Origin of the sequence: Pseudomonas multiresinivorans (genome assembly GCF_012971725.1) — a bacterium.
GTDB classification, from domain to species: domain Bacteria; phylum Pseudomonadota; class Gammaproteobacteria; order Pseudomonadales; family Pseudomonadaceae; genus Pseudomonas; species Pseudomonas multiresinivorans.
The window spans coordinates 834,691-858,033 of record NZ_CP048833.1; the positions used below are offsets into that span (position 1 = coordinate 834,691).

Annotated in this window: 28 protein-coding genes; 13 read left to right on the forward strand and 15 right to left on the reverse strand. The window is 65.4% G+C overall.

All coding sequences use genetic code 11. The features are described from left to right. Nucleotides 1-8: 8 nt before the first annotated feature. Complete coding sequence (gene phoB / locus G4G71_RS03820) at nucleotides 9-698, reverse strand: phosphate regulon transcriptional regulator PhoB (protein WP_054910046.1); 690 nt, start codon at nucleotides 696-698, stop codon at nucleotides 9-11. 314 nt (nucleotides 699-1,012) lie between these two features. On the opposite strand from phoB, the gene G4G71_RS03825 reads away from it, so the two are divergent. Then, nucleotides 1,013-1,378: a COG4315 family predicted lipoprotein gene (locus G4G71_RS03825; RefSeq protein WP_024762044.1), complete on the forward strand. Its 366-nt coding sequence runs from the start codon at nucleotides 1,013-1,015 to the stop codon at nucleotides 1,376-1,378. Between the two features lie 92 nt (nucleotides 1,379-1,470). Here G4G71_RS03825 and ubiA read toward each other — a convergent pair whose 3' ends face one another. Both ubiA and G4G71_RS03835 read right to left on the reverse strand, forming a co-directional pair. Next, nucleotides 1,471-2,361 (reverse strand): 4-hydroxybenzoate octaprenyltransferase, encoded by an 891-nt coding sequence (ubiA, locus tag G4G71_RS03830; protein ID WP_169935465.1) that lies wholly within the window; start codon nucleotides 2,359-2,361, stop codon nucleotides 1,471-1,473. A 27-nt stretch (nucleotides 2,362-2,388) separates the two neighbouring features. Continuing rightward, on the reverse strand, nucleotides 2,389-2,928 hold the full coding sequence (locus G4G71_RS03835) for a chorismate lyase (protein WP_169942509.1): 540 nt from the start codon (nucleotides 2,926-2,928) through the stop codon (nucleotides 2,389-2,391). A 234-nt stretch (nucleotides 2,929-3,162) separates the two neighbouring features. Here G4G71_RS03835 and G4G71_RS03840 point away from each other — a divergent pair, with 234 nt between their 5' ends. The 5 genes from G4G71_RS03840 (at nucleotide 3,163) to G4G71_RS03860 (ending at nucleotide 5,947) form a co-directional block, all read left to right on the forward strand. Then, complete coding sequence (locus G4G71_RS03840) at nucleotides 3,163-3,330, forward strand: rubredoxin (protein ID WP_015479573.1); 168 nt, start codon at nucleotides 3,163-3,165, stop codon at nucleotides 3,328-3,330. A gap of 200 nt (nucleotides 3,331-3,530) precedes the next feature. Continuing rightward, a complete protein-coding gene (locus G4G71_RS03845; protein WP_024762047.1) occupies nucleotides 3,531-3,698 on the forward strand; it encodes a rubredoxin in 168 nt (55 codons plus the stop codon). Between the two features lie 88 nt (nucleotides 3,699-3,786). Then, nucleotides 3,787-4,941, forward strand: a complete 1,155-nt coding sequence (locus tag G4G71_RS03850; protein WP_169935467.1) for an NAD(P)/FAD-dependent oxidoreductase — start codon at nucleotides 3,787-3,789, stop codon at nucleotides 4,939-4,941. A 196-nt stretch (nucleotides 4,942-5,137) separates the two neighbouring features. Further along, nucleotides 5,138-5,410, forward strand: coding sequence for an HU family DNA-binding protein (locus G4G71_RS03855; protein ID WP_017520695.1), 273 nt, complete (start codon nucleotides 5,138-5,140; stop codon nucleotides 5,408-5,410). A 135-nt stretch (nucleotides 5,411-5,545) separates the two neighbouring features. Then, complete coding sequence (locus G4G71_RS03860; protein ID WP_024762049.1) at nucleotides 5,546-5,947, forward strand: hypothetical protein; 402 nt, start codon at nucleotides 5,546-5,548, stop codon at nucleotides 5,945-5,947. A 150-nt stretch (nucleotides 5,948-6,097) separates the two neighbouring features. Here G4G71_RS03860 and G4G71_RS03865 read toward each other — a convergent pair whose 3' ends face one another. The 3 genes from G4G71_RS03865 to G4G71_RS03875 all read right to left on the reverse strand — a co-directional run bounded on the left by G4G71_RS03865 (nucleotide 6,098) and on the right by G4G71_RS03875 (nucleotide 10,600). Next, nucleotides 6,098-7,504, reverse strand: coding sequence for an aminoacyl-tRNA deacylase and HDOD domain-containing protein (locus tag G4G71_RS03865; RefSeq protein WP_054910051.1), 1,407 nt, complete (start codon nucleotides 7,502-7,504; stop codon nucleotides 6,098-6,100). A gap of 91 nt (nucleotides 7,505-7,595) precedes the next feature. After that, the gene (gene recG / locus G4G71_RS03870) at nucleotides 7,596-9,671 is read right to left on the reverse strand and encodes an ATP-dependent DNA helicase RecG (protein WP_169935469.1); all 2,076 of its coding nucleotides are present in this window, start codon (nucleotides 9,669-9,671) and stop codon (nucleotides 7,596-7,598) included. Further along, nucleotides 9,668-10,600, reverse strand: coding sequence for a hydrogen peroxide-inducible genes activator (locus tag G4G71_RS03875; RefSeq protein ID WP_037016754.1), 933 nt, complete (start codon nucleotides 10,598-10,600; stop codon nucleotides 9,668-9,670). Before G4G71_RS03875 ends, recG begins: the two co-directional genes overlap by 4 nt. A gap of 95 nt (nucleotides 10,601-10,695) precedes the next feature. Here G4G71_RS03875 and G4G71_RS03880 point away from each other — a divergent pair, with 95 nt between their 5' ends. From G4G71_RS03880 to G4G71_RS03890, 3 genes are all read left to right on the forward strand, one after another. Next, nucleotides 10,696-11,565, forward strand: a complete 870-nt coding sequence (locus G4G71_RS03880) for an NAD-dependent epimerase/dehydratase family protein (protein WP_169935471.1) — start codon at nucleotides 10,696-10,698, stop codon at nucleotides 11,563-11,565. A gap of 1 nt (nucleotide 11,566) precedes the next feature. Then, entirely contained in the window at nucleotides 11,567-12,367 is an 801-nt protein-coding gene (locus tag G4G71_RS03885; RefSeq protein WP_169935474.1) for a helix-turn-helix transcriptional regulator, read from the forward strand. Nucleotides 12,368-12,433: 66 nt separating this feature from the next. Continuing rightward, entirely contained in the window at nucleotides 12,434-13,057 is a 624-nt protein-coding gene (locus tag G4G71_RS03890) for a LysE family translocator (protein WP_169935476.1), read from the forward strand. A gap of 25 nt (nucleotides 13,058-13,082) precedes the next feature. On the opposite strand, the gene G4G71_RS03895 is transcribed toward G4G71_RS03890, so the two are convergent. The 6 genes from G4G71_RS03895 to G4G71_RS03920 all read right to left on the reverse strand — a co-directional run bounded on the left by G4G71_RS03895 (nucleotide 13,083) and on the right by G4G71_RS03920 (nucleotide 18,340). Beyond that, on the reverse strand, nucleotides 13,083-13,817 hold the full coding sequence (locus G4G71_RS03895) for a putative periplasmic lipoprotein (protein ID WP_169935478.1): 735 nt from the start codon (nucleotides 13,815-13,817) through the stop codon (nucleotides 13,083-13,085). Between the two features lie 60 nt (nucleotides 13,818-13,877). Next, nucleotides 13,878-14,258 (reverse strand): RidA family protein, encoded by a 381-nt coding sequence (locus G4G71_RS03900; protein ID WP_024762056.1) that lies wholly within the window; start codon nucleotides 14,256-14,258, stop codon nucleotides 13,878-13,880. Between the two features lie 20 nt (nucleotides 14,259-14,278). Next, nucleotides 14,279-16,387 carry a bifunctional GTP diphosphokinase/guanosine-3',5'-bis pyrophosphate 3'-pyrophosphohydrolase gene (gene spoT / locus G4G71_RS03905; protein ID WP_169935480.1) on the reverse strand — a complete coding sequence of 703 codons (2,109 nt, stop codon included), beginning with the start codon at nucleotides 16,385-16,387 and terminating at the stop codon, nucleotides 14,279-14,281. A 60-nt stretch (nucleotides 16,388-16,447) separates the two neighbouring features. Further along, nucleotides 16,448-16,714: a DNA-directed RNA polymerase subunit omega gene (gene rpoZ, locus G4G71_RS03910; protein ID WP_169935482.1), complete on the reverse strand. Its 267-nt coding sequence runs from the start codon at nucleotides 16,712-16,714 to the stop codon at nucleotides 16,448-16,450. Between the two features lie 99 nt (nucleotides 16,715-16,813). Beyond that, nucleotides 16,814-17,425, reverse strand: a complete 612-nt coding sequence (gmk, locus tag G4G71_RS03915; RefSeq protein ID WP_169935484.1) for a guanylate kinase — start codon at nucleotides 17,423-17,425, stop codon at nucleotides 16,814-16,816. Nucleotides 17,426-17,476: 51 nt separating this feature from the next. Beyond that, nucleotides 17,477-18,340, reverse strand: a complete 864-nt coding sequence (locus G4G71_RS03920) for a YicC/YloC family endoribonuclease (protein WP_054910059.1) — start codon at nucleotides 18,338-18,340, stop codon at nucleotides 17,477-17,479. Nucleotides 18,341-18,506: 166 nt separating this feature from the next. On the opposite strand from G4G71_RS03920, the gene rph reads away from it, so the two are divergent. Both rph and G4G71_RS03930 read left to right on the forward strand, forming a co-directional pair. Then, nucleotides 18,507-19,226 (forward strand): ribonuclease PH, encoded by a 720-nt coding sequence (gene rph / locus G4G71_RS03925; protein WP_169935487.1) that lies wholly within the window; start codon nucleotides 18,507-18,509, stop codon nucleotides 19,224-19,226. Between the two features lie 35 nt (nucleotides 19,227-19,261). Then, on the forward strand, nucleotides 19,262-19,633 hold the full coding sequence (locus tag G4G71_RS03930) for a DUF4870 domain-containing protein (RefSeq protein ID WP_088419871.1): 372 nt from the start codon (nucleotides 19,262-19,264) through the stop codon (nucleotides 19,631-19,633). Between the two features lie 76 nt (nucleotides 19,634-19,709). Here G4G71_RS03930 and G4G71_RS03935 read toward each other — a convergent pair whose 3' ends face one another. Further along, nucleotides 19,710-20,489, reverse strand: a complete 780-nt coding sequence (locus G4G71_RS03935; RefSeq protein ID WP_037009721.1) for an exodeoxyribonuclease III — start codon at nucleotides 20,487-20,489, stop codon at nucleotides 19,710-19,712. An 81-nt stretch (nucleotides 20,490-20,570) separates the two neighbouring features. Here G4G71_RS03935 and pyrE point away from each other — a divergent pair, with 81 nt between their 5' ends. Together pyrE and G4G71_RS03945 are read left to right on the forward strand one after the other, a co-directional pair. Next, the gene (pyrE, locus tag G4G71_RS03940) at nucleotides 20,571-21,212 is read left to right on the forward strand and encodes an orotate phosphoribosyltransferase (RefSeq protein WP_054910061.1); all 642 of its coding nucleotides are present in this window, start codon (nucleotides 20,571-20,573) and stop codon (nucleotides 21,210-21,212) included. A 20-nt stretch (nucleotides 21,213-21,232) separates the two neighbouring features. Further along, nucleotides 21,233-21,853, forward strand: a complete 621-nt coding sequence (locus G4G71_RS03945; RefSeq protein WP_169935489.1) for a DUF4124 domain-containing protein — start codon at nucleotides 21,233-21,235, stop codon at nucleotides 21,851-21,853. Nucleotides 21,854-21,870: 17 nt separating this feature from the next. Here G4G71_RS03945 and G4G71_RS03950 read toward each other — a convergent pair whose 3' ends face one another. After that, nucleotides 21,871-22,317 (reverse strand): acyl-CoA thioesterase, encoded by a 447-nt coding sequence (locus tag G4G71_RS03950; RefSeq protein WP_024762064.1) that lies wholly within the window; start codon nucleotides 22,315-22,317, stop codon nucleotides 21,871-21,873. A 112-nt stretch (nucleotides 22,318-22,429) separates the two neighbouring features. Beyond that, the gene (argB, locus tag G4G71_RS03955; RefSeq protein ID WP_024762065.1) at nucleotides 22,430-23,335 is read right to left on the reverse strand and encodes an acetylglutamate kinase; all 906 of its coding nucleotides are present in this window, start codon (nucleotides 23,333-23,335) and stop codon (nucleotides 22,430-22,432) included. Nucleotides 23,336-23,343: the final 8 nt, after the last annotated feature.

A 23,343-nucleotide genomic window follows, 5' to 3' on the forward strand; every position in this document is an offset into this window, starting at 1 on the left:
TAGCCGGGTCAGCTTTTGGTCGAGAAACGATACCCGGTGCCGCGCACGGTCTGAACCAGATTTTCGTAGACCTCGCCCAGCGCCTTGCGCAGGCGACGGATGTGCACGTCGACCGTGCGTTCCTCGACGTAGACGTTGCCGCCCCAGACCTGGTCCAGCAGCTGGCCACGGGTGTAGGCGCGCTCCTGGTGGGTCATGAAGAACTGCAGCAGGCGATATTCGGTCGGACCCATCTCGGCGGGCTTGCCGTCGATGGTCACGCGGTGGCTGATCGGGTCGAGCATCAGGCCGCCCACTTCGATCGGCGTCTCGCTGTCGCCGGCGCCGGTGCGGCGCAGCACGGCCTTCAGGCGGGCCACCAGTTCGCGCGGGGAGAAGGGCTTGGTGATGTAGTCATCCGCGCCGACTTCCAGACCCTGGATCTTGTTGTCCTCTTCGCCCTTGGCGGTGAGCATGATGATCGGGATGGCCGAGGTCAGCTCGTCGCGCTTGAGGCGGCGGGCCAGTTCGATGCCGGAGGTGCCCGGGAGCATCCAGTCGAGCAGGATCAGGTCCGGTTTGCGATCGACGATCACCGCGTGAGCCGTCTGGGCGCTGTCGGCCTCCAGACATTCGTAGCCGGCCATCTCCAGGGCCACGGCGATCATTTCCCGGATCGGAGCTTCGTCATCGACGATGAGGATTGTCTTGCCAACCATGCTGAGGCCTCAGAATTTCTGTGTTGCGCCGCATTAGATAACGGAAATATTTCATGAATGTGACACCCGGATGTTAGCCGAGCCTCGTCGCAGAGCGCTCGTCTATGCTCAATGGGCCGCCACGCGTTTGCCGCGCGGCACAAGCGGAACTCACCGGCCCGGTCGGCGGTGTGTCCGGCAGGCTCACCTGCCGGAGTCTTGCGATGACGGTAGTGAGTGCGTTGTCGATGTCGCCCTGGCCGGCCCTGCCCGCAATCCCGCCCGCCTTTGCGCCGATGCTCGCGCCGTTTCCACCTCACCAGAGGAGAAGCGTTATGAAACTGCTATTCCCGGCCCTGGCACTGGGCCTGATGCTGCCTGCGATGTCCGCCCTGGCCGCCGGCCCCGGCATGGAGAAGAACGGCATGCTGGTCGATGCCAAGGGCATGACGCTCTACACCTTCGACAAGGACAGTGGCGGCAAGTCGATGTGCAACGGCGGCTGCGCGCAGAACTGGCCTCCGCTGATGGCCGCTGCAGATGACAGCGCCATGGGTGACTGGACGCTGATCAAGCGTGACGACGGCAGCGCCCAGTGGGCCTACAAGGGCAAGCCGCTGTACACCTTCGTGCAGGACAAGAAGGCCGGCGACATGGCCGGTGAAGGCAAGATGGGCGTCTGGCACATGGCCAAGCCGTAAAGCTCTCTGTAGGAGCGGGCTTCGTCCGCGATGGCCTCCGGCGCGATGCGGACCTATCGCGGACGGAGTCCGCTCCTACGGATGTCCCAGCCTCAGCGCAGGGCGAAGTCCAGCACGGTGCCGAGGAAGATCGCCAGCCCCGCCCAGTGGTTGTGCAGGAAGGCCTTGAAGCACTTCATCGGCTCGCGGTCGCGGGTCGAATGGAACTGCCAGGCGAAGCAGCCCGCCGCCACGGCCAGGCCCAGGTAGTAATACAGGTGCATCGCCAGCTTGTTGCCGGCCAGGATCAGCAGCAGGAGCATCAGGCCCTGCAGGCTCAGGTTGATCACCCGGTCGGCGTCGCCGAAGAGGATCGCCGTGGACTTCATGCCCATCTTCAGATCGTCCTCGCGGTCGGTCATCGCGTAGTAGGTGTCATACGCGACCGTCCACAGCACGTTGGCGAAGAACAGCAGCCAGGCCACCGCCGGCAGGGTGCCGCTGGCCGCGGTGAAGGCCATTGGGATGCCCCAGGAGAAGGCCGCGCCCAGCACCACCTGCGGGTAGTAGGTGTAGCGCTTCATGAACGGGTACAGCGCCGCGATGGCCGCCCCGCCGAAGGACAGCCAGATGGTCTGTATGTTGGTGCACAGCACCAGCAGGAAGCTCAAGCCCAGCAGCACGAAGAAGGCAATCCAGGCCTCGCGCACGGTGATCCTGCCGGTGGCCAGCGGGCGCGCCTTGGTGCGCTCCACGTGGCCGTCGAGCTTGCGGTCGGCGAAGTCGTTGATCACGCAACCGGCCATGCGCATCAGCACGGTGCCGAGGACGAAGATCACCAGGTTCTTCACGCTCGGCACGCCGCCGCTGGCCATCCACAGCGCCCACAGCGTCGGCCAGAGCAGCAGGTAGATGCCGATCGGCTTGTCCATGCGCGTCAGCTGGATGAAGTCCCAGGCGCGGGGATGCAGGCGGGCGAGGGGTTTGATCAGGGCGACGAACATGGCGGCCTCCGGAAAACGATCCGGGAATTATACGGGCTGTTGTTCCACGCGTTGCCACAGTGTCGGCAGGAATACTTCGGCAACCAGCACGCCCAGGCCATCGCGGCTGAAGCAGGAGCGGCGCCCCCACAGGCGTTCGGCGCGGACCTCGGCAGGCAGGCTGGCGGCAGGATAGCGGCACACTTCGATGGGCCCGCGCAGGAAGGCGCGGTCACTGAACAGCAGTTCGCCCAGGGAGCGCGTGCCGAGCAGGCGCAAATCGAAACCCGAGCCCTCCAGCGCCGAGCGTGCAGCGACGCTGCGGGCGAATACCCAGGGCGTGCCGTGGCCCTTCAGGTACACCTCGCGCACCCAGCCCTGGCTGCCATCCGGCACGCCCAGCGCAGCGCACTCATCGGTACGCAGGCGATGCCAGCCCTCGGCAAGCGGCTGCACGGCGAAGGCTCCGTCGGACAGCGCGGTAAGGCGGCGCGTCAGCGAGCCTTCGTCGAACAGCCAGTCCACCACCTGGACGGCGGGGGCAGGGTGCAATTGGGCGGCGGTGAGCCAGCGAGGCGGGTGGATCAGGGCGGCTTCGGGCACGGTATCGACTGCGGTTGGCCAGGGACGCGGCAGCTTAACATGGCGGCTTTGCGGCTCCGATTGCGTTGTCTGCAACAGTGCCTTGCGCAAAACCCCACCAAAGGTTTGGCCGGCTACCCGCATTTTTTCAGGGGCTTGCGCCACAAGCCCATCGCCAGTAAAAAGCCGGACATTGGACGCACTGACGTTCAAGCGACAAGAACATGAGGGTGATAGCTGATGAAGAAGTGGCAGTGCGTGGTTTGTGGCCTGATCTATGACGAAACCAAGGGCTGGCCGGAAGAGGGCATCGCCGCCGGTACCCGCTGGGAAGATGTGCCGGAAGACTGGCTGTGCCCGGATTGCGGCGTCGGCAAGCTGGATTTCGAGATGATCGAGATCGGCTGATCCACGGCCAATGGAATCCCCGCGACGGCGGCCTTCGGGCCGCCGTCTGCGTTTGTGTGGCCAGCAGGCCTCAGCCGTGCGCGGTAGACTGGATGGACGCCGGGTTGGCCTTGCTGACGCATCCCGGCGGCACGGGCGCCGTTGGCCGGCGCCGTCAAAGTGGGTTAGGTTCACTTCGCAATCGCAGGAGGGCTTGGCTGATGCGCAAATGGCAATGCGTGGTCTGTGGCTTCATCTACGACGAGGCGCTGGGGTTGCCCGAGGAGGGCATAGCTCCCGGCACGCCGTGGGAAGACATCCCGGCGGATTGGGTCTGCCCGGACTGCGGCGTCGGCAAGATCGATTTCGAAATGATCGAAATTTCCTGAACCCTGCCGAGATAACGAATCAACGCGGCGGCCCGATGGCCGCCGTGCCGTCTTTACGATGTGCCGTCTTTTGGAAATGGAGAGAGCAATGAGCGAAAACGCACCGCTGGTGATCATCGGCACCGGCCTGGCCGGCTACAACCTGGCTCGCGAGTGGCGCAAGCTGGACAGCGAGACGCCGTTGCTGCTGATCACCGCCGATGACGGCCGCTCCTATTCCAAGCCGATGCTCTCCACCGGCTTCTCCAAGGACAAGGACGCCGACGGTCTGGCGATGGCCGAGGCTGGCGCCATGGCCGACCAGCTCAAGGCGCGCATCCTCACCCACACTCGTGTCACCGGCATCGATCCGGGCCACCGGCGCATCTGGATCGGCGAAGAAGAAGTCCAGTACCGCGACCTGGTGCTGGCCTGGGGCGCCGAAACCATCCGCGTGCCGGTCGAGGGCGATGCCCAGGAGCTGATTTTCCCGATCAACGATCTCGAGGACTATGCGCGCTTCCGCGCGGCTGCCGCCGGCAAGCGCCGCGTGTTGCTGCTGGGCGCCGGCCTGATCGGCTGCGAATTCGCCAACGACCTGTCCAGCGGCGGCTACCAGCTCGACGTGGTGGCGCCGTGCGAGCAGGTCATGCCCGGCCTGCTCCACCCGGCTGCCGCCCAGGCTGTGCAGCAGGGGCTGGAAGGCCTCGGCGTGCGCTTCCACCTCGGCCCGGTGCTGAACAGCCTCGTGCGTGCGGGAGATGCCCTGGAGGCGCATCTTTCCGATGGCCAGGTGATCCTCTGTGACCTGGTGGTTTCTGCCGTGGGCCTGCGCCCGCGCATCGATCTGGCCGCTGCCGCGGGCCTGGATATCAACCGTGGCGTGATGGTCAATCGCGAGCTGCGCACCTCCCACGCCAATATCTACGCCCTGGGCGACTGCGCCGAGGTCGATGGCCTCAACCTGCTGTACGTGATGCCGTTGATGTCCTGCGCCCGCGCGCTGGCCCAGACCCTGGCCGGCAAGCCGACGCCGGTGACCTACGGTGCCATGCCCGTGACGGTGAAGACGCCGGTGTGCCCGCTGGTGGTGTCGCCGCCCCCGCGCGGAAGCGAGGGCGAATGGCAGGTGGAAGGCTCTGGCCCGGACCTCAAGGTCCTGTGCCGGGATACCGCCGGTCGATTGCTCGGTTACGCCCTCACAGGCGCCGCCGTGAGTGAAAAACTCTCTTTGAACAAGGAGTTGCCGGCCCTGTTGGCGTGACAGGCGCCGTCTATGGCGTTTTTGCCTTGGGAAACTGCTCGCAAATTGTCAGACGATACTGGCGTACCAGCTTTCGGCGTGCCATTCTCCCCCCGTCTGCCGCAGCCTAGAGCCTGTACGGCAAGGCTGCGGTGCCTTGGGCGCTGTTGGGAAGACAGCACGGACACAACAACAACAAACCGTCAAAGAGGCATTTATGCGTAAACCAGAACTCGCCGCCGCGATCGCCGAGAAGGCCGACCTCACCAAAGAACAAGCCAACAAGGTGCTGAACGCGCTGCTGGATGAAATCACTGGCGCGCTCAACCGCAAGGACAGCGTTACCCTTGTCGGTTTCGGTACCTTCGTTCAGCGCCACCGTGGCGCCCGTACCGGCAAGAACCCGCAGACCGGCCAACCGGTCAAGATCAAAGCCAGCAATACCGTTGCTTTCAAGCCGGGCAAGGCGCTGAAAGACGCGGTCAACTGATCGCGCCTGACCCGGGGCCAGAGCGGCTCCGGGTTGCCTCCTCCAGTTACATAATCCCTCCAAAAGACCGGATGTAGTCCGTTTTCAAACTGGCTACAATGCGCAGACTTTTGTCTCGAACGTCGAGGTTTGTGCATGAAATTCCGTCTTCTCCTGTGGATGCTCGGTCGCCTGATGGCCAAGGCCAGCCGCGAAAACCCGGCATTCCAGAAGCAGCTCGAAGGCAAGGACCTGGTGTTCCAGCTCCACACCCTCGACGGCAAGGTCGCCCGCCACTACATCGTCAAGGACCTCAAGGTCAGCGCCCGCCGCGGCACGCACCCCAGCCCTGCCTTCGCGCTGGGTTTCAAGGACGGCGCCTACGGCTTCGCCACCATGACCTCGAAGAACCCCCAGCTGGCCTTCATGCAGGGCATCCAGAACAAGGACATCCAGATCCAGGGCAACCCCGGCCTGGTGATCTGGTTCCAGGGCCTGGTGAAGTACCTGAAACCGAAGAAGAAGGCCGCACCGGCCAGCGACAAGAAAGCGGCCTGAACCGGCCACAAAAAAGCCCTCATGAGAGGGCTTTTTTATGGGTGCAGATAACGGCTTTTCGTAGGAGCGAGCTTGCTCGCGAACCGGAACCGCTCGGTGCTATTGGGTTCGCGAGCAAGCTCACTCCTACAAGAGGAAGCGCGGCTTCGCTCAGTGGCCGGGATTGAACTGGCTGGCCAACTCGCGCAGTACCGCTTCGGCGTCGAGCACCTTGCGCACGGCGTCTTCGGCCTTTTCACGCGGGATGTCCAGGCGGTCCAGCAGGTCCTGCGGGATATCGGTCTCCGGGCCGCTGCCGATGCCGTGGTTGCGCAGCAGGCGGGTCGCCAGGCACACCAGGTTGGCGTAGGCCGAGCAGTCGCCGGCATAGGACGGATCGTGCTGGAAGCGCAGCGCGGTGTAGATCTCTTCCGGCATGTCCCAGGTGCGCATCAGCCAGGCGCCGATCTGCTCGCGGGTGATGCCCAGCAGGTGCTGCTCGACGAGGTTGTGCTCGACGTGCGGGTTCACTTCCAGGTGCCGGCAGATCAGCGAGAAATGCGGCGGGAAGATGTGCGCCAGGACCAGGTAGCCGATGCTGTGCAGCAGGCCGCCCAGGTAGGTCAGGCCGGCTTCCGGGCGTTCGGCGCGGGGCACGGCGCGGGTCAGGCCCTCGATCACCGCAGCGGTGTAGATCGCCTGGTGCCAGTAGGGCGTGGCGTGCTGCGGCTGGTCCTTGGGCAGGCTCAGGGTCTTGCCCAGGGCCAGGCCCAGGGCGAGGTTGATCACCAGGTCGAAGCCCAGCACGCGGACGATGGCGTCTTCCACCGAGCGGATCTTGCCGGGTGCGGCGTAGTAGGGCGAGGCCGCCCAGCTGACCACCTGCGCAGCGAGTGCCGGGTCGGTTTCCACCACGCCGGTGATGTCGTCCACCGTGGCGTTGGGATCGACGCGCAGCTTGATGATCTTCTGTGCGGTTTCCGGCAGCGGCGGAATCTCGATGGTTTCCTCCAGGCGCTGCTGGATGCGGCGGGCGGTGAACGCCTGCACGGCCTGGGTGATCTCCTTGCGGTCGTCGTCCGGGCGATCGAGGTTCGGCCGGATCGAGTCCAGCAGCACGCCGAAGCGCGCCGCACTGGCTTTCTCCAGCAGGCTGCGGAAGGACGCCGTGGGAATCTCCAGCAGGGTGCCCGGCGTGCCGGATTCGATCAGCAGCTGGGGCTCCTGCAGCAGGCGCTCGTCATACAGGCACGGCGAGCTGGTCAGCGGCGGCAATGCCGGCAGGCGACCGAGCTGGTGCTTGCCGAGCATGCGCTCCAGGCGATCAGGCTTGACCGCCACCAGCTTGCGCCCGGTGAGTTCGGCGAGGCGATTGAGGTCCAGCAGCTGGCTCTGCGGGAACAGCACCAGCAGGGTGCCGACGGCATCTTCCAGCAGGCTGGCCTGCACCCGACGCGCCGCGGGAAGCGTGGTGGCGTCGCTCACCTCGCGAGAGGGAATGCCCAGCTTGGCGAGCAGCTGCAGGATGACCTCGGGGGCCTGCGAGGAGTCGGATGGGGCGCGTGCGGCATCGCTCATGAATGTGATCCGGTTATCAACGGCTGGGTCGGAGTATAACCACGCAGTCAGCGTGACCGAGCGGTCAACTGACCGATGAGAGTGAAATACATCACACTTGTCCGTATTGCTGCCCGTGTCGCAGCCAGCGTGCCAGTAATGGGCTGACCGATTGCGGCCAGTGTGCCAGCAGGGCTTGAGCGGCATCGCGTACCGCTGGCAGCAGGTCGGCGTCGCGCATCAGGTCGGCGACCTTGAATTGCAGCAGGCCGGTCTGGCGGGTGCCGAGCATTTCGCCGGGGCCACGTAGCTCCAGGTCCTTCTCGGCGATGACGAAGCCGTCGCAGGTTTCGCGCATGATCCCCAGGCGCTCGCGGCCGATCTGCGACAGCGGCGGGTGGTAGAGCAGCACGCAGTGGCTCGCCGCACTGCCCCGGCCGACGCGGCCGCGCAGCTGGTGCAGCTGGGCCAGGCCCAGGCGCTCGGGGTTCTCGATGATCATCAGGCTGGAGTTGGGCACGTCCACGCCGACCTCGATCACCGTGGTCGCTACCAGCAGCTGCAGCATGCCTTCCTTGAAGGCTTCCATGACCACGGCCTTGTCCGCAGGCTTCATGCGGCCGTGGATCAGGCCCACGCGCAGTTCGCCCAGCGCCGAGGAGAGTTCCTCGTAGGTGGTTTCCGCGGCCTGGCAGGTCAGCTCTTCGGATTCTTCGATCAGCGTACAGACCCAGTAGGCCTGACGGCCTTCAGCGCAGGCGGCACGAACGCGCTCGATCACTTCGATGCGGCGGCTGTCGGCCACCAGCACGGTATTCACCGGCGTACGGCCGGGCGGCAGCTCGTCGAGGATCGAGGTGTCCAGGTCGGCGTAGGCGCTCATCGCCAGGGTTCGTGGGATGGGCGTGGCGGTCATGATCAACTGGTGCGGGCAGAGCCGGCCGTCCACGCCTTTCTGGCGCAGGGCGAGGCGCTGCTGTACGCCGAAGCGGTGTTGCTCGTCGATGATCACCAGAGCCAGGCGCTTGAACTTCACTTCGTCCTGGAACAACGCGTGGGTGCCGACGATCATCGGCGCGCCGCCAGCGATCTGTTCCAGCGCGCTGGCGCGGGCCTTGCCCTTGAGCTTGCCGGCCAGCCAGGCGACCTCGATACCCAGCGGCTGCAACCACTTGGTGAAGTTGAGGAAGTGCTGCTCGGCCAGGATCTCGGTGGGGGCCATCAGCGCCACCTGGTAGCCGGCCTCCAGCGCCTGCAGGGCGGCGAGGGCGGCGACCACGGTCTTGCCCGCACCCACGTCACCCTGCACCAGGCGCAGCATGGGTTCGGGCTGGGCGAGGTCGTAGGCGATCTCCGCACCGACGCGCTGCTGCGCGCCGGTGGGCTTGAAGCCGAGGTTCTTCAGGTACAGCGCCGGCAGGCGCTTGGCTGGCGGCAACTGCGGCGCAGCCTGGGAGCGCACGCTCTCGCGCAGGCGTTGCAGCGACAGCTGGTGGGTCAGCAGCTCCTCGAAGGCCAAGCGGTGCTGGGCCCAGTGGCGGCCCTCGGCGAGTTCTTCCAGGTCGGCGTCCGGCGGCGGCCGGTGCAGGTAGCGGATGGCTTCGTCCAGCGGGCCCAGGCGGTAGTCGCGGGCCAGCTCCGCCGGCAGCCAGTCCGGCAGGCTCGACGGGCCGAGGCGCGCCAGTGTCTGCTCGCTGAGCTGGCGCAGACGCTGCTGGGTAAGGCCTTCGGTGGTCGGGTAGATCGGCGTCAGCGTCTGCTCCACCGGCGCCGCGGCGGCGTCGGTGAGCGAGCGGTATTCGGGGTGGTAGATCTCCAGGCCCGATGCGCCGGGGCGCGCCTCACCGTAGCAACGCAGGTGCGTGCCGCGCTTGAGGTTTTCCTTCTGTGCCTGGCTGAAGTGATAGAAGCGCAGGCTCAGCGTGCCGGTGCCGTCCTGCAGGCGCACCAATAAACTGCGGCGCTTGCCCATCACCACGTCGGCGCCGGAGACCACGCCTTCAACTACTGCATCCTGCCCTGGGCGCAGCGCGCCAATGGGAGTGATGCGGGTACGGTCCTGGTAGCGCAGCGGCAGGTGGAAGAGGATGTCCTGGAGGTTCTCCAGGCCGACCTTCGCCAGTTTCTCCTCCAGCGCGGCGCCTACGCCCTTGAGCGCGGTGACCGGGACGTTAGACAGATCGGTCATGCCGGCTCGGCTTCACCCTTGACGGTCGGCTTGGCGACCGAACAGAGGCGGATCGAGTCGGCCAGCACCTCGATGGCGCGCGGCCGCGGGAAGCTGGCGCGCCAGGCGATGGCGACGGTACGGAAGGGCACTGGCGCGCTGAACGGACGCACTTCCAGCACGCCCGGCGCATAGTGGTGGCTGTCCACGGCGGAGAACGGCAGCACCGACACGCCCAGGCCGGAGGCGACCATGTGGCGAATGGTTTCCAGCGAGCTGGATTCCACGGTGGTGTGCTTGTTCTCGCTGCCCTTGTGGGTCGTCGGGCAGGCTTCGAGTACCTGGTCGCGGAAGCAGTGGCCCTCGCCGAGCAGCAGCAGGCTCTTGTCGTTGAGCAACTCCGGGTCGATGGTCTTCTTCGCGGTCCATTGATGGTCCGCCGGCATCAGCACGTAGAACGGCTCGTCGAACAGCTGCAGGGTCAGCACGTCGGCTTCCTGGAACGGCAGGGCGATGATGATCGCGTCCAGCTCGCCGGTGCGCAGCTTGTCGCGCAGGATGTGGGTGAAGTTTTCCTCGATGTACAGCGGCATCTGAGGGGCAACCCGGTGCAGCTGCGGGATCAGGTGCGGGAACAGGTACGGGCCGATGGTGTAGATGGCGCCGACCTTGAGCGGCGAGGTCAGCTGGTTCTTGCCGGCCTGGGCCAGTTCGCGGATGCCCTGGGCCTGCTCCAGCACCTTCTGCGCCTGCGCCACGATGCCTTCGCCGACCGGGGTCAGGCGCACCGCACTCTTGCTGCGCTCGAAGATCAGCACGCCGAGCTCGTCTTCCAGCTTCTTCACGCCCACCGACAGGGTCGGCTGGCTGACATGGCAGCGCTCTGCGGCGCGGCCGAAGTGTTGCTCCTGGGCAAGCGTGACGATGTAGCGCAGTTCGGTCAGGGTCATGGCGACTAAATCCGTTGAGGTGGCCCAAGCATAGCGGCTGCACCGCCGCGAACCAACCGCGCTAAACTGCCGAGCTTTGATTCGCGGAGCCAAGCATGAGCAAGAGCACCTTCCCGAGCCTGATGATCGTCGGCTGCGGCGATGTCGGCAGTCGCCTGGGGCGCCATCTGGCCGCGCAGGACTGGCGCGTCCATGGCCTGCGTCGCAATGTCGCCGCGCTGCCGCTGGAAGTGCTGCCGGTGGCAGGTGACCTGGCCCAGCTCGAATGCCCCGATACCTGGCCGGTCGGCAGCCTGGATTACCTGGTGTACTGCGCCGCCGCGACCCAGCATGACGAGGCTGGTTATCGTGCTGCGTACGTCGAAGGCCTGCGCAACACCCTCGGCTGGCTCAAGCAACGCGGGCAGACGCCCAAGCGCCTGCTGTTCGTTTCCAGCAGCGGCGTCTATGCCCAGCGCGATGGCCAGTGGATCGACGAGACCTCGCCGGCCGAGGCCGAAAGCTATTCCGGCAGCGTGATGCTCGAGGCCGAACAGGTGGCCCTGCAGAGCGGTATTCCCGCCAGCGTCGTGCGCCTGACCGGCATCTACGGCCCCGGCCGCGAGTGGCTGCTCAAACAGGTGCGCGAGGGCTACCGCGTAGCCAGCGAGCCGCCGCTGTACGCCAACCGCATTCACGCCGAGGACTGTGCCGGCCTGCTGGCGCATCTGCTGGAAGCCGATCGCCAAGGTGTTGCTCTGGAAGACTGCTACCTCGGCGTCGACAACGATCCCGCCGCCTTGCATGACGTGGTCGCCTGGCTGCGCGAGCACCTCGGCGTGACCCACTGGGCCGACGAGCAGACCGTGCGCCGCGCCGGCAGCAAGCGCTGCAGCAACGCCCGCGCCCGTGCGCTCGGCTGGGAGCCGCGTTACCCGAGCTTCCGCGAAGGCTACGCGGCGATCCTCGCTGGCAAAGACGACTGAGATGGACGCCAACCGGCTGCTGGCGCGCCCCTGGTTGCCCGGGGTGGAGTTGTTCCACGCGGACTTCTCCGGCCAGCCCTTCGGCCGCCACAGCCACGATGCCTTCGCCATCGGCGCCATCCTCCATGGCGCCGGCGGCTACCAGTGCCGCGGCGCGCACCACGTGCTCCCCGCCGGCACGCTGTCGCTGATGAATCCGGAGGAGCCGCACACCGGCAACGCCGAAACCGAGCGGCTGGTCTATCGCATGCTCTACATCGAGGAATCGCGCCTGCTGCCGCTACTGGGGCGCAAGCAGTTGCCGCGCGGCTTCCAGGCGCTCAATCCACCTGACGATGGACAAGTCGCGGACGCGCTGCAACGCGTGGCAACCGAGTTCGAACGCAACGATGCGCTGGCGCTGGAGAGCGAGTTGCTGGCACTGCTGGAGCGGGTGTTCATCCGCCATGGCGGGATGCGTCCGAATGCGGCGGCGTCGCGGGATGGCAGCGTGACGGCGCAGCTGCGGGATTACCTGGAAGCGCATTACCGCGAGGCCGTCACGCTGGAAGACCTCGCCGCCCTGTTGCAGCGCCACCCGCGTCATCTGATCGAAGCCTTCCGCAACGCCTACGGCGTGCCGCCGCATACCTACCTGCTGCAACGGCGCATCCGCGAGGCCAAGCGTCTGCTGGTGTCCGGCGAGAAGCCACTGGACGTCGCGTTGTCGCTGGGCTTCTACGACCAGGCGCATTTTTCCGGCACCTTCCGCCGCTTTACCGGCGTCACTCCCGGACGTTTCCTGCGCGCCACGCGGACCTGAGTTTCTTCCAAGACTGCTCGGGACGGGGCCTTCCAGACTGCGCGGCACCGCATTCGGGAGATCGCCATGTTCGCCGCCTTCGCGCTGGTCGCCAGCACCCATTTCGCCGCTCTGCTGTCGCCGGGGCCGGATTTCTTCCTGCTGATCCGTGCTGCGCTTTTGCGCGGCAGGCGCCACGCAGACGGCTGCGCAGCGGGCATCGCCCTGGCCAATCTGGCCAGCATGCTGCTGGTGTTGTTCGTCCTGGGCCTGCTGCCGGAGGTGGCGAGCCATGGGCTGCGCGTCGTGCAACTGCTGGGGGGTGGGTATTTCGTCTGGCTCGGTGCGCAGGCCCTGCTGGCGCGGCGTGAGCTGGAGATCCCCACGGCCAGCGGCCACCGCGAGGCGGGCGGCTTCCTGCGGGGAGTGCGCGAGGGGTTTCTGGCCAGCAGCCTGAATCCCAAGCTGCCGATCTTCTACACCGGCCTGTTCGGCGTACTCGGGCAGTTCCACCTGCCCGCCTGGGCGCTGGGCGCCTGCGTGCTGTGGATGGCCGCGGTGGTGCTGCTGTGGGACATGGCGCTGGTGCGCCTGCTGGATCGCCCGCGCTGGCGCGGCTGGCTGAAGCGCCGGGTCACGGCGCTGGACAGGATCTGCGGGGGATTGCTGCTGGCGCTGGGTGGCTGGCTGCTGTGGAGCGGGCTGCGCTGATGCTGTCGGCCCGCCCGCTTGCGGATCAGTCGCGCTCCAGGGTCCAGACCTTGTTGCCCGGGGCGTACTGCGGCATCTCGTCGGCCTGGGCGCGGTTTACCGCCTCGAACAGCTCCAGCTTGTCGCCGTCGCGCTCGAACAGGTACTCGCGGCCCTGCTGGCCCTGTTGCAGCCAGATGCTGTCGTTGTCGCCGCTCATGGCTGCGCAGTCGCCGGCCAGGCACAGCGCGTAGCGGTCGAAGCCCGGCATGCCTTCGAGGGTGCCGTTGGAGAGGAACTTGACCTTGCTGCCCTTGCCTTCGCCTTCCTCGATGATCCAGGTGCCGTTGAGGTAGGCCGCATACAGCGCGTTCTCGAAGGTGCTGCCGGCCGATACCTGAGCGGCGGGTTGCTCCTTGGGGCGCAGGAAGCGCTGTTCGGGCCAGTTGTCGCTGCCTACCTGCACCAGTTCCTTGCCGTCCAGCTCCAGGGCTTCCTGGTTGCTGCCGTAGAACTCGACGCGGTAGTGCTTGGGACCTTCAGCGGTAAGCTGGCCTTCGCCCAGCTCGAAGCCGTTGCTGAAGGTTGCCTGGCTGGTCTTGGTGTCCAGCTTCCATTCCAGGTTAGGGCCGTAGGCCAGCAGCGCCTCGCGCAGCTTGCCACCCTTGCCGGCGGCGTCGATGGCGGCCTGGTTGACCCAGACACCGGAAGGGTCGGACGGGGTGCCGGCGCAGCCGGTGAGCAGGCCGATCAGGGCGCTCAGGATCAGGGCGCGACGCATGTTTGCTCCTTGCAGACAAAGGAACGGGGCCGCTGGGGCCCCGTAGGTGTTTCGTGACGCTTATTCGAGGACGACGATGGCGTCCATCTCGACCTGGGCGCCTTTGGGCAGGGCGGCGACGCCGATGGCGGCGCGGGCCGGGTAGGGCTGGGTGAAGTACTTGCCCATGATCTCGTTGACCTTGGCGAAGTGCGACAGGTCGGTGAGGAAGATGTTCAGCTTGGCGACGTCGTGCAGGTAGCCACCGGAAGCCTCGATAACGGCTTTCAGGTTCTCGAAGACCTGGACGGTCTGCTCTTCGAAGCCCTCGACCAGTTCCATGGTTTTCGGGTCCAGCGGGATCTGACCGGAGACATAGACGGTGTTGCCGGCCTTGATGGCCTGGGAGTAGGTACCGATGGCGGCCGGGGCTTTGTCGGTATGGATTACGGTCTTGGTCATGTCGACTCCTTAGGGTGGGATCAGCTGCGCATGCGGGTGATGCGGATCACGCCCTTGAGCGCGCGCAGCTTCTTGATGACGCGGGCCAGGTGCACACGGTCATGCACGCTGACGACGAGCTGGACCACGCTGATGCGGCCGTCGCGCTCGTCCATGCTGATCTTCTCGATGTTGCCGTCGGCGGCGTTGACGCTGGTGGCGAGCAGGGCGATCAGGCCGCGCTGGTGTTCCAGTTCGACGCGCAGTTCGACGTTGAATTCGCCGGTGACATCCTTGGCCCAGCTGAGCTGGATGCATTTTTCCGGATTGTGGCGAATCTCGCTGATGTTCCGGCAGTTCTCCAGGTGCACGACCATGCCCTTGCCGGCCGACAGGTGGCCGACGATCGGGTCGCCCGGAATCGGCGTGCAGCACTTGGCGTAGCTGAGTACCAGGCCTTCGGTGCCGCGGATGGCCAGCGGGCCCTCGGCGCTCGGCGCTTCCTCGCCTTCGCTGGACAGCAGGCGACGCGCGACCACGTAGGCCATGCGGTTGCCCAGGCCGATCTCTTCGAGCAGGTCCTCGAAGACTTCCATGCGGTATTCGCTGAGCACGCCCTGGATGCGTTCCTGCGGGATCTTTTCCAGGTGGCTGTCGAAGCCGGCCAGGGTCTTGTTCAGCAGGCGCTCGCCGAGGTTGATCGACTCGGAGCGGCGCTGCAGCTTGAGCGCGTGGCGGATGTGCGTGCGCGCCTTGCCGGTGACCACGAAGTTGAGCCAGGCCGGGTTCGGCCGGGTGCCCGGCGCGGTGACGATTTCCACCGTTGCGCCGCTCTGCAGCGGTTCGGACAGCGGCGCCAGGCGGCGGTTGATGCGGCAGGCGATGCAGCTGTTGCCGACGTCGGTGTGCACCGCGTAGGCGAAGTCGACCGCCGTGGAGCCCTTGGGCAGCTCCATGATGCGGCCCTTGGGCGTGAAGACGTAGACCTCGTCCGGGAACAGGTCGATCTTCACGTTCTCGATGAATTCCAGCGAGTTGCCGGCGCGCTGCTGCAGTTCGAGGATGCCCTTCACCCACTGGCGGGCGCGGGCGTGGGTGCCCTTGGGCGACTCGTCCTCGCTGGACTTGTACAGCCAGTGCGCGGCGATCCCGTGGTTGGCCATCTCTTCCATCTCGCGGGTGCGGATCTGGATCTCGATGGGCACGCCGTGCATGCCGAACAGCGTGGTGTGCAACGACTGGTAGCCGTTGGCCTTGGGAATCGCGATGTAGTCCTTGAAGCGACCGGGGAACGGCTTGTACAGGTTGTGCACGGCGCCGAGCACGCGGTAGCAGGTGTCGACCTTGTCGACGATGACGCGGAAGGCGTAGACGTCCATGATCTCGTTGAACGCCTTGCGCTTGCCGCGCATCTTCTTGTAGATGCTGAACAGGTGCTTCTCGCGGCCCAGGACCTGGCCTTCCATGCCCTCGCGGGCGAGGCAGTTGACCAGCGATTCCTGGATCTTGCCGACGATCTCGCGGCGGTTGCCACGGGCTTTCTTCACCGCCTGGCGGATGCGCTCGGAGCGCATCGGGTGCATGGCCTTGAAGCCCAGGTCCTCGAATTCCACGCGCATGCTGTGCATGCCCAGCCGGTTGGCGATGGGCGCGTAGATTTCCAGGGTTTCCTTGGCGATACGCCGGCGCTTCTCGCCGGACAGTACTTCCAGCGTGCGCATGTTGTGCAGGCGGTCGGCCAGCTTCACCAGGATCACGCGGATGTCGCGCGCCATGGCCATGGCCATCTTCTGGAAGTTCTCGGCCTGCGCCTCGGCCTTGGACTCGAAGTTCATCTGGGTCAGCTTGCTGACCCCATCCACGAGTTCCGAGACGGTTTCGCCGAACTGCGCGGTGAGCGCTTCCTTGGCGATGCCGGTGTCCTCGATCACGTCGTGCAGCATGGCCGCCATCAGGCTCTGATGGTCCATGTGCATGTCGGCGAGAATATTGGCGACGGCGAGCGGATGGGTGACGTAAGCCTCGCCGCTGCGGCGGCGCTGCCCGTCGTGGGCCTGCTCGGCGTAGTAGTAGGCGCGGCGGACCAGGTTGACCTGGTCCGGGCCCAGATAGCTCGACAGACGATCAGCGAAGGCGTCTATGCTCGGCATGGGTCTACCCCCTGCCGAGCGGCCAGTCGTGGTGTGCCAATTCGTCGGCCGGACATCGACTTACAGGGCCTCGTGGTTGGCCTCGTCTTCGAAGGCAGCGAACAGCGGTTCTTCTTCAACCACGTCCTCCAGCAGAACGATTTCGTTGTCAATCAGGCCGGAAGCGATTTCGCGCAGAGCAACGACGGTGGGCTTGTCGTTTTCCCACGGTACCTTGGGCTCTTTGCCGCCGGTAGCCAGTTGGCGCGAACGCTTGGTGGCGAGCATGACCAGCTCGAAACGGTTATCGACGTTGTCCAGGCAGTCTTCAACGGTGACGCGGGCCATGGTGTTCCTCGTTACTAAATGGAAGCCCGGAGAAAGCCGGGCGGACTGAGTAGTTTAAAAAATCGCCAATCTTTATGGAAGTGCCTTCTCTCGGCTGCTTCAGGCCAGCAAACGCTGCAGCAGATCGGTGTGGCGCTGCTGCTGGGCATCCTGGCGCAGCTGGCGGGCGCGGAAGATCGCCTTGAGGTCTTCCAGCGCGTGGGCGAAGTCGTCGTTGATCACCAGGTGATCATATTCCACATAGTGGCTCATTTCACTGACGGCTTCCTGCATGCGCCGCTCGATCACCTCGTCGCTGTCCTGGCCGCGGTTGGTCAGGCGCTGGCGTAGGGCTTCCTGGGTCGGCGGCAGGATGAAGATCGACTGCGCCTGGGGCATCAGCCGGCGCACCTGCTGCGCGCCCTGCCAGTCGATCTCCAGGATCAGGTCGTTGCCCTCGGCAAGGGTCTTTTCCACCCAGCGCTGAGAGGTACCGTAGAGGTTGTCGAAGACCTGCGCGTGCTCGAGGAACTCGTTGCGCTCGAGCATGGCCTTGAAGGTGTCATGGCCGACGAAGTGGTAGTTCACCCCGTCCACTTCGCCCGGACGCATGCCGCGGGTGGTGTGGGAAACGGAGACGCGCACGTTGGGCATGGCGTCAAGCAGGGCCTTGACCAGGCTGGTCTTGCCGGCGCCCGACGGCGCGGAAACGATGTACAGGGTGCCGGACATGGCGCTTTCCTGGAGTAACGGTTGACTGAATGGAAGCCGGAGGCGTCCGGCTTACTCGATGTTCTGGACCTGCTCGCGCATCTGCTCGATCAGGACCTTGAGGTTGACCGCCGCCTGGGTCGAGCGCGGGTCGAAAGCCTTCGAACCCAGCGTGTTGGCTTCGCGGTTGAGTTCCTGCATCAGGAAGTCCAGGCGGCGGCCGGCAGCTCCGCCGGCCTTGAGCACGCGGCGCACTTCGGTGACGTGGGTGGTCAGGCGGTCGAGTTCTTCGGCGACGTCGCTCTTCTGCGCCAGCAGGACCATTTCCTGCTCCAGGCGCTGCGGGTCGAGCTCGGCCTTCATCTCGTTGAAGCGATCGAGGATCTTCTGGCGCTGGTTGGCGAGCATCTGTGGCACCAGCTCGCGCAGGTTCACCACTTCTTCCTGCATGGCGCTCAGGCGTTCGTCGATGATCTTCGCCAGGTCCGCGCCTTCGCGGGCGCGGCCGGCCTTGAGCTCGTCCAGGGCCTGATTGAAGGCGGCCAGCGCGCTGGCATTGAGCGCCTGCGGATCGGCGGCATCGCCCACCAGCACACCCGGCCAGGCCAGCACGGCCAGCGGGTCGAGCGGGGCGGGCTGCTGGATCAGGCCGGCGACGGTCTCGGCGGCGGCGACCAGTTGCGCGGCGCGTTCGCGGTCGACTTGCAGCGGCTTGCCGGCGTTTTCCTCGTTGAAGCGCAGGGTGCATTCCACCTTGCCGCGCGACAGGCCCTGGCGCAGCGCCTCGCGCACCGCGCCTTCGAGGTCGCGGAAGGCTTCGGGCAGGCGCAGGTTGGGCTCGAGGTAGCGATGGTTGACCGAGCGCAGTTCCCAGCTGAGGGTTCCATGGGTGCCGGCGCGCTCGACGCGGGCGAAGGCGGTCATACTGTGGACCATGGAATTACCTCGCTTGAAGACTGTGGGAAACGGCCGACAGGTCGTCGGAAACCGGCAATTGTAACCCAGCGTAGCGCGCCGTCGCACGCCGGCGGTGGTTGCGTCCGTCCGCTGGCCTCTATAATGGCCGACATTCCCCCGCCAGCAATCTGTACAGGATGCCTCCATGAACCGTCCCAGTGGCCGCGCCGCCGACCAACTGCGCCCGATCCGTATCACCCGCCATTACACCAAGCACGCCGAGGGCTCCGTGCTGGTCGAGTTCGGCGACACCAAGGTGATCTGCACCGTCAGCGCCGAATCCGGCGTGCCGCGCTTCCTCAAGGGCCAGGGCCAGGGCTGGCTGACCGCCGAATACGGCATGCTGCCGCGCTCCACCGGCGAGCGTAACCAGCGTGAAGCTGCGCGCGGCAAGCAGGGTGGCCGCACCCTGGAAATCCAGCGCCTGATCGGCCGTTCCCTGCGCGCCGCGCTGGACCTGACCAAGCTGGGCGAAAACACCCTGTACATCGATTGCGATGTGATCCAGGCCGACGGGGGCACCCGCACCGCGTCCATCACGGGCGCCACCGTGGCGGTGATCGATGCGCTGGCCGTGTTGAAGAAGCGCGGCGCGCTCAAGGGCAACCCACTCAAGCAGATGATTGCCGCCGTTTCCGTGGGCATGTACCAGGGCGAGCCGGTGCTGGACCTGGACTACCTGGAGGATTCCGCCGCCGAGACCGACCTGAACGTGGTCATGACCGATGCTGGCGGCTTCATCGAAGTCCAGGGCACTGCCGAGGGCGTTCCCTTCCAGCCGGCTGAGCTCAATGCCATGCTGGAGCTGGCCCAGAAAGGCCTGCAAGAGCTGTTCGAACTGCAGCGCGCCGCACTGGCGGACTGATCCGCACTCGATACCCAACGGCAAGGAGCGAAAGGATGAGCGACGAAGTACCGGTACAGCAGGTTCAGCCGAGCCAGGAAGCCCGCCAGTGGGCGATGTTCTGCCACTTCGCCGCCTTCCTCGGCTTCATCTTTCCCTTTGGCAACCTGCTCGGGCCGCTGATCGTCTGGCAGATCAAGCGTGAATCGGACCCGTTCGTGGACCGCCAGGGCAAGGAGGCACTGAACTTCCAGATCACCGTGAGCCTCGCGGTGGTGGTCAGCTGCCTGCTGATGCTGGTGGTGATCGGCTTCTTCCTGCTGGGGCTGGTGAGCATCGGTGCGCTGGTGCTCACCATCATTGCCGGGATCAAGGCCAACGAAGGGCTGGATTATCGCTATCCCTTCACCTGGCGCCCGATCAAATAGGGACTGAACTCCAGGCACGAAAAAGCCGGCTCGAAGCCGGCTTTTTTCTGTCCGCCTTTCGGCGGCACGACGGGGCTCAGATGCTCAGCGTCCAGTCGTAATCGACGATCAGCGGCGCATGCTGGGAGAAGCGCGGCTGACGCGGCAGCTTGGCGCCGCGCACGAAGCGGCGCAGACCCGGCGTGAGGATCTGATAGTCGAAACGCCAGCCCAGGTTGAGCAACTCGGCCTGCTCGCTTTCCGGCCACCAGCTGTACTGGTCGCCTTCGCGGTTGACCTCGCGCAGGGCGTCGACATAGCCCATGGTGCCGAAGATCTCATCCATCCAGCCACGCTCCGGCGCCATGAAGCCCGGAGATTGCTGGCATTCGCGCCAGTTCTTCACGTCCAGCTTCTGGTGCGCGACGTAGAGCGAGCCGCAATAGATGTATTCGCGGCGCTTGCGGCGCTGCTTGTTCATGTACTGGGCGAAATCGTCCATGAACTTGAACTTGTGGTTCAGGTTCTCGTCCCCTTCCTGCCCGGTAGGCAGCAGGAGAGTGGCGATACTCACCTTATCGAAATCGGCTTGCAGGTAGCGCCCGTAACGATCGGCCATCTCGAAACCCAGGCCGCTTATGACAGCCTTGGGTTGCAGACGACTATAGATTGCGACGCCGCCCTGACTGGGCACTTCGGCATCGCAGGCGTACAGGAAGTAGCCATCCAGTTGGTAGGACGGGTCATCCAGATCGAAAGCGGAGGCGCGGGTATCCTGCAAGCAGATCACGTCGGCATTCTGGGCTTGCAGCCAACTGAGCAAACCACGCTCGGCTGCAGCCTGAATACCATTCACGTTCACACTGATGATCCGCATAAATGGCCCCCAAAATCACGTGTGTGTATGATACCCGAGCTCAAACGGTTTAGCTAAATTCATACCGGCCGGTTCTCTCCCATGCACGCATATCAACGCGATTTCATCCGCTTCGCCATCGAGCGCGGCGTTCTTCGCTTCGGCGAGTTCACCCTCAAGTCCGGGCGCACCAGCCCGTACTTCTTCAACGCCGGTCTGTTCAATACCGGGGTTGCGCTGTCCCAGCTGGGTCGTTTCTACGCCAGCGCGGTGGTCGACAGCGGCATACCTTTCGACGTGTTGTTCGGCCCGGCCTATAAAGGAATCCCGCTGGCGGCCGCTACAGCGATTGCGTTGGCCGAACAGCATGGCCGCGACCTGCCCTGGTGCTTCAACCGTAAGGAAGCCAAGGACCATGGCGAAGGCGGCACGCTGGTCGGCGCCCCGCTGACCGGCCGCGCGCTGATCATCGATGACGTGATCACCGCCGGCACTGCGATCCGCGAGGTCATGCAGATCATCGACGCCCAGGGTGCCCAGGCAGCCGGCGTGCTGATCGCGCTGAACCGCCAGGAGCGCGGCAAGGGCGAGTTGTCGGCGATCCAGGAAGTTGAACGGGACTTTTCGATTCCGGTCGTAAGCATTGTCTCGCTGGAGCAGGTGCTGGAATATCTGGCCGGTGACGGTCAGCTCAAGCAGCATCTGGCGGCTGTCGAGGCCTATCGGGCGCAGTACGGTATCTAACCGCAACCAGGACGTAGGGCATGGCCAAGCAGGGTGCTTTCCGCTACAGGGTGTTGATGGGGCTTCTGGGAGCCATGCTCGCAGGCCAGGTTACGGCTGCCGGGCAGCCGACCAGCCAGGTCGAGATGTACCGCTACGTCAATGACAAGGGCATCACCGTCATCGACCGGCTGGGCGTCCCTCCGCAATACATCGGCAAGGGCTACCAGGTGCTCAACGACCAGGGCCGGGTCATCCGCGAGGTTCCGCCGGCACCGACCGCCGCCGAGATCGAGCAGCGCAAGGCGGACGCCGCCCGCGCCAGCTCCGATCAGCAACTGATGCGCATGTATACCAGCGTGGAAGACGTCGACCGTGCCCGTGATCGCAAGCTGGCCGAGCTGGATGGGCTGGCCAGCGTGGCCAAGGGCAACCTGCAATCGCTGAAGATGCAGCAGGCCAACCTGCAGGCCCGTGCCGCCGACCAGGAGCGCGCCGGTCGCCAGGTGCCGGACGACCTGGTCGCGCAACTGAACAACCTGCGCGACGATGAACAGCGCCTGCAGCAGGATATCGCTCGCTACCAGCAGTTGCGGGTTCAGGCGCAGAGCAGCTTTGCCTCCGATCGGGCGCGCTTCGCCCAGATATCCGGCGGTAATTGAAGAGCCTGCCGCCGCGCTTACTGCTGCGGCGAGACGCGTTCGAATTCGTTGATCTTCCCGCGCAGCCAGTCCGGCAGGGGCTGGCTCGTCCGATCCTCGCCGGCATAGGCGTAGATCAGTTCCCCCAGCGTCAGCAACTGTTCGTCGCACCAGATCGACACCTGGAAGGTCAGGCTGCTGCGACCCAGGCGGCTGACGCGCACGCCCATTTCCAGCCAGTCGTCGAAGCGCGCCGGCGCCAGGTACTCCAGGGTGGTCTTCACCGCGAACAGGTCGCCGCCGCCACGCAGCAGGTCGGCCGGGTAGCTCACGCCCAGGTGGCGGTAGTACTCGGTGGTGGCGACGTCGGCGTAGGTCAGGTAATTGCCGTTGAAGACGATGCCCTGCGGATCGACCTCCGACCAGCGCACGCGCAAGCCATGGAAGAAGCTGAAGTCGTTGCGGGAAACGGGAGACGCGGCCATGTCAGAAGGACTCCTGTAGACCTGTTCGAGGCCGGGCATCCATGGGGCTGAAGCGGCCTGGAACAGGCAAAAAAACACCCGCGAGGATCGCTCCTGGCGGGTGTCGTTGCGATCAGCGCTGCTTGCGGTTGGTGATCAGCGTGCCGACACCGCTGTCGGTGAAGATCTCCAGCAGCACGGCGTTGGGCACGCGGCCATCGATGATGTGCGCACTGGTCACGCCGCCTTGGACCGCTTCCAGGGCGCAGCGAATCTTCGGCAGCATGCCGCCGTAGATGGTGCCGTCGGCGATCAGCTCGTTGACTTGCTCGGTGGTCAGGCCGGTGAGCACCTGACCCTGCTTGTCCATCAGGCCGGCGATGTTGGTGAGCAGCATCAGCTTCTCGGCCTTCAGCGCTTCCGCCACCTTGCCGGCCACCAGGTCGGCGTTGATGTTGTAGGACTCTCCGTTGGCGCCCACGCCGATCGGCGCGATGACCGGGATGAAGTCGCCCTGCACCAGCATGTTCAGCAGGTCGACGTTGACCCCGGTGACCTCGCCCACGTGGCCGATGTCGATGATTTCCGGCTTGGTCATTTCCGGCGTCTGGCGGGTGACGGTGAGCTTCTTCGCGCGGATCAGCTCGGCGTCCTTGCCGGTCAGGCCGATGGCGCTGCCGCCATGACGGTTGATCAGGTTGACGATGTCCTTGTTCACCTGGCCGCCGAGGACCATCTCCACCACGTCCATGGTCTGCGCGTCGGTGACGCGCATGCCATCGATGAAGTGGCTTTCGATCGACAGGCGGCTGAGCAGGTCGCCGATCTGCGGACCACCACCATGGACCACCACCGGGTTGATGCCGACGGCCTTCATCAGCACCACGTCGCGGGCGAAGCTGTTCTTCAGCTCGTCCGTTTCCATGGCGTTGCCGCCGTACTTGATCACCAGCGTCTTGCCGACGAAACGGCGGATATAGGGCAGGGCTTCGGCAAGGACGCGGGCAACCTGGGCGGCGTCATCGCGGCTCTGGGTCATGGTGGGCT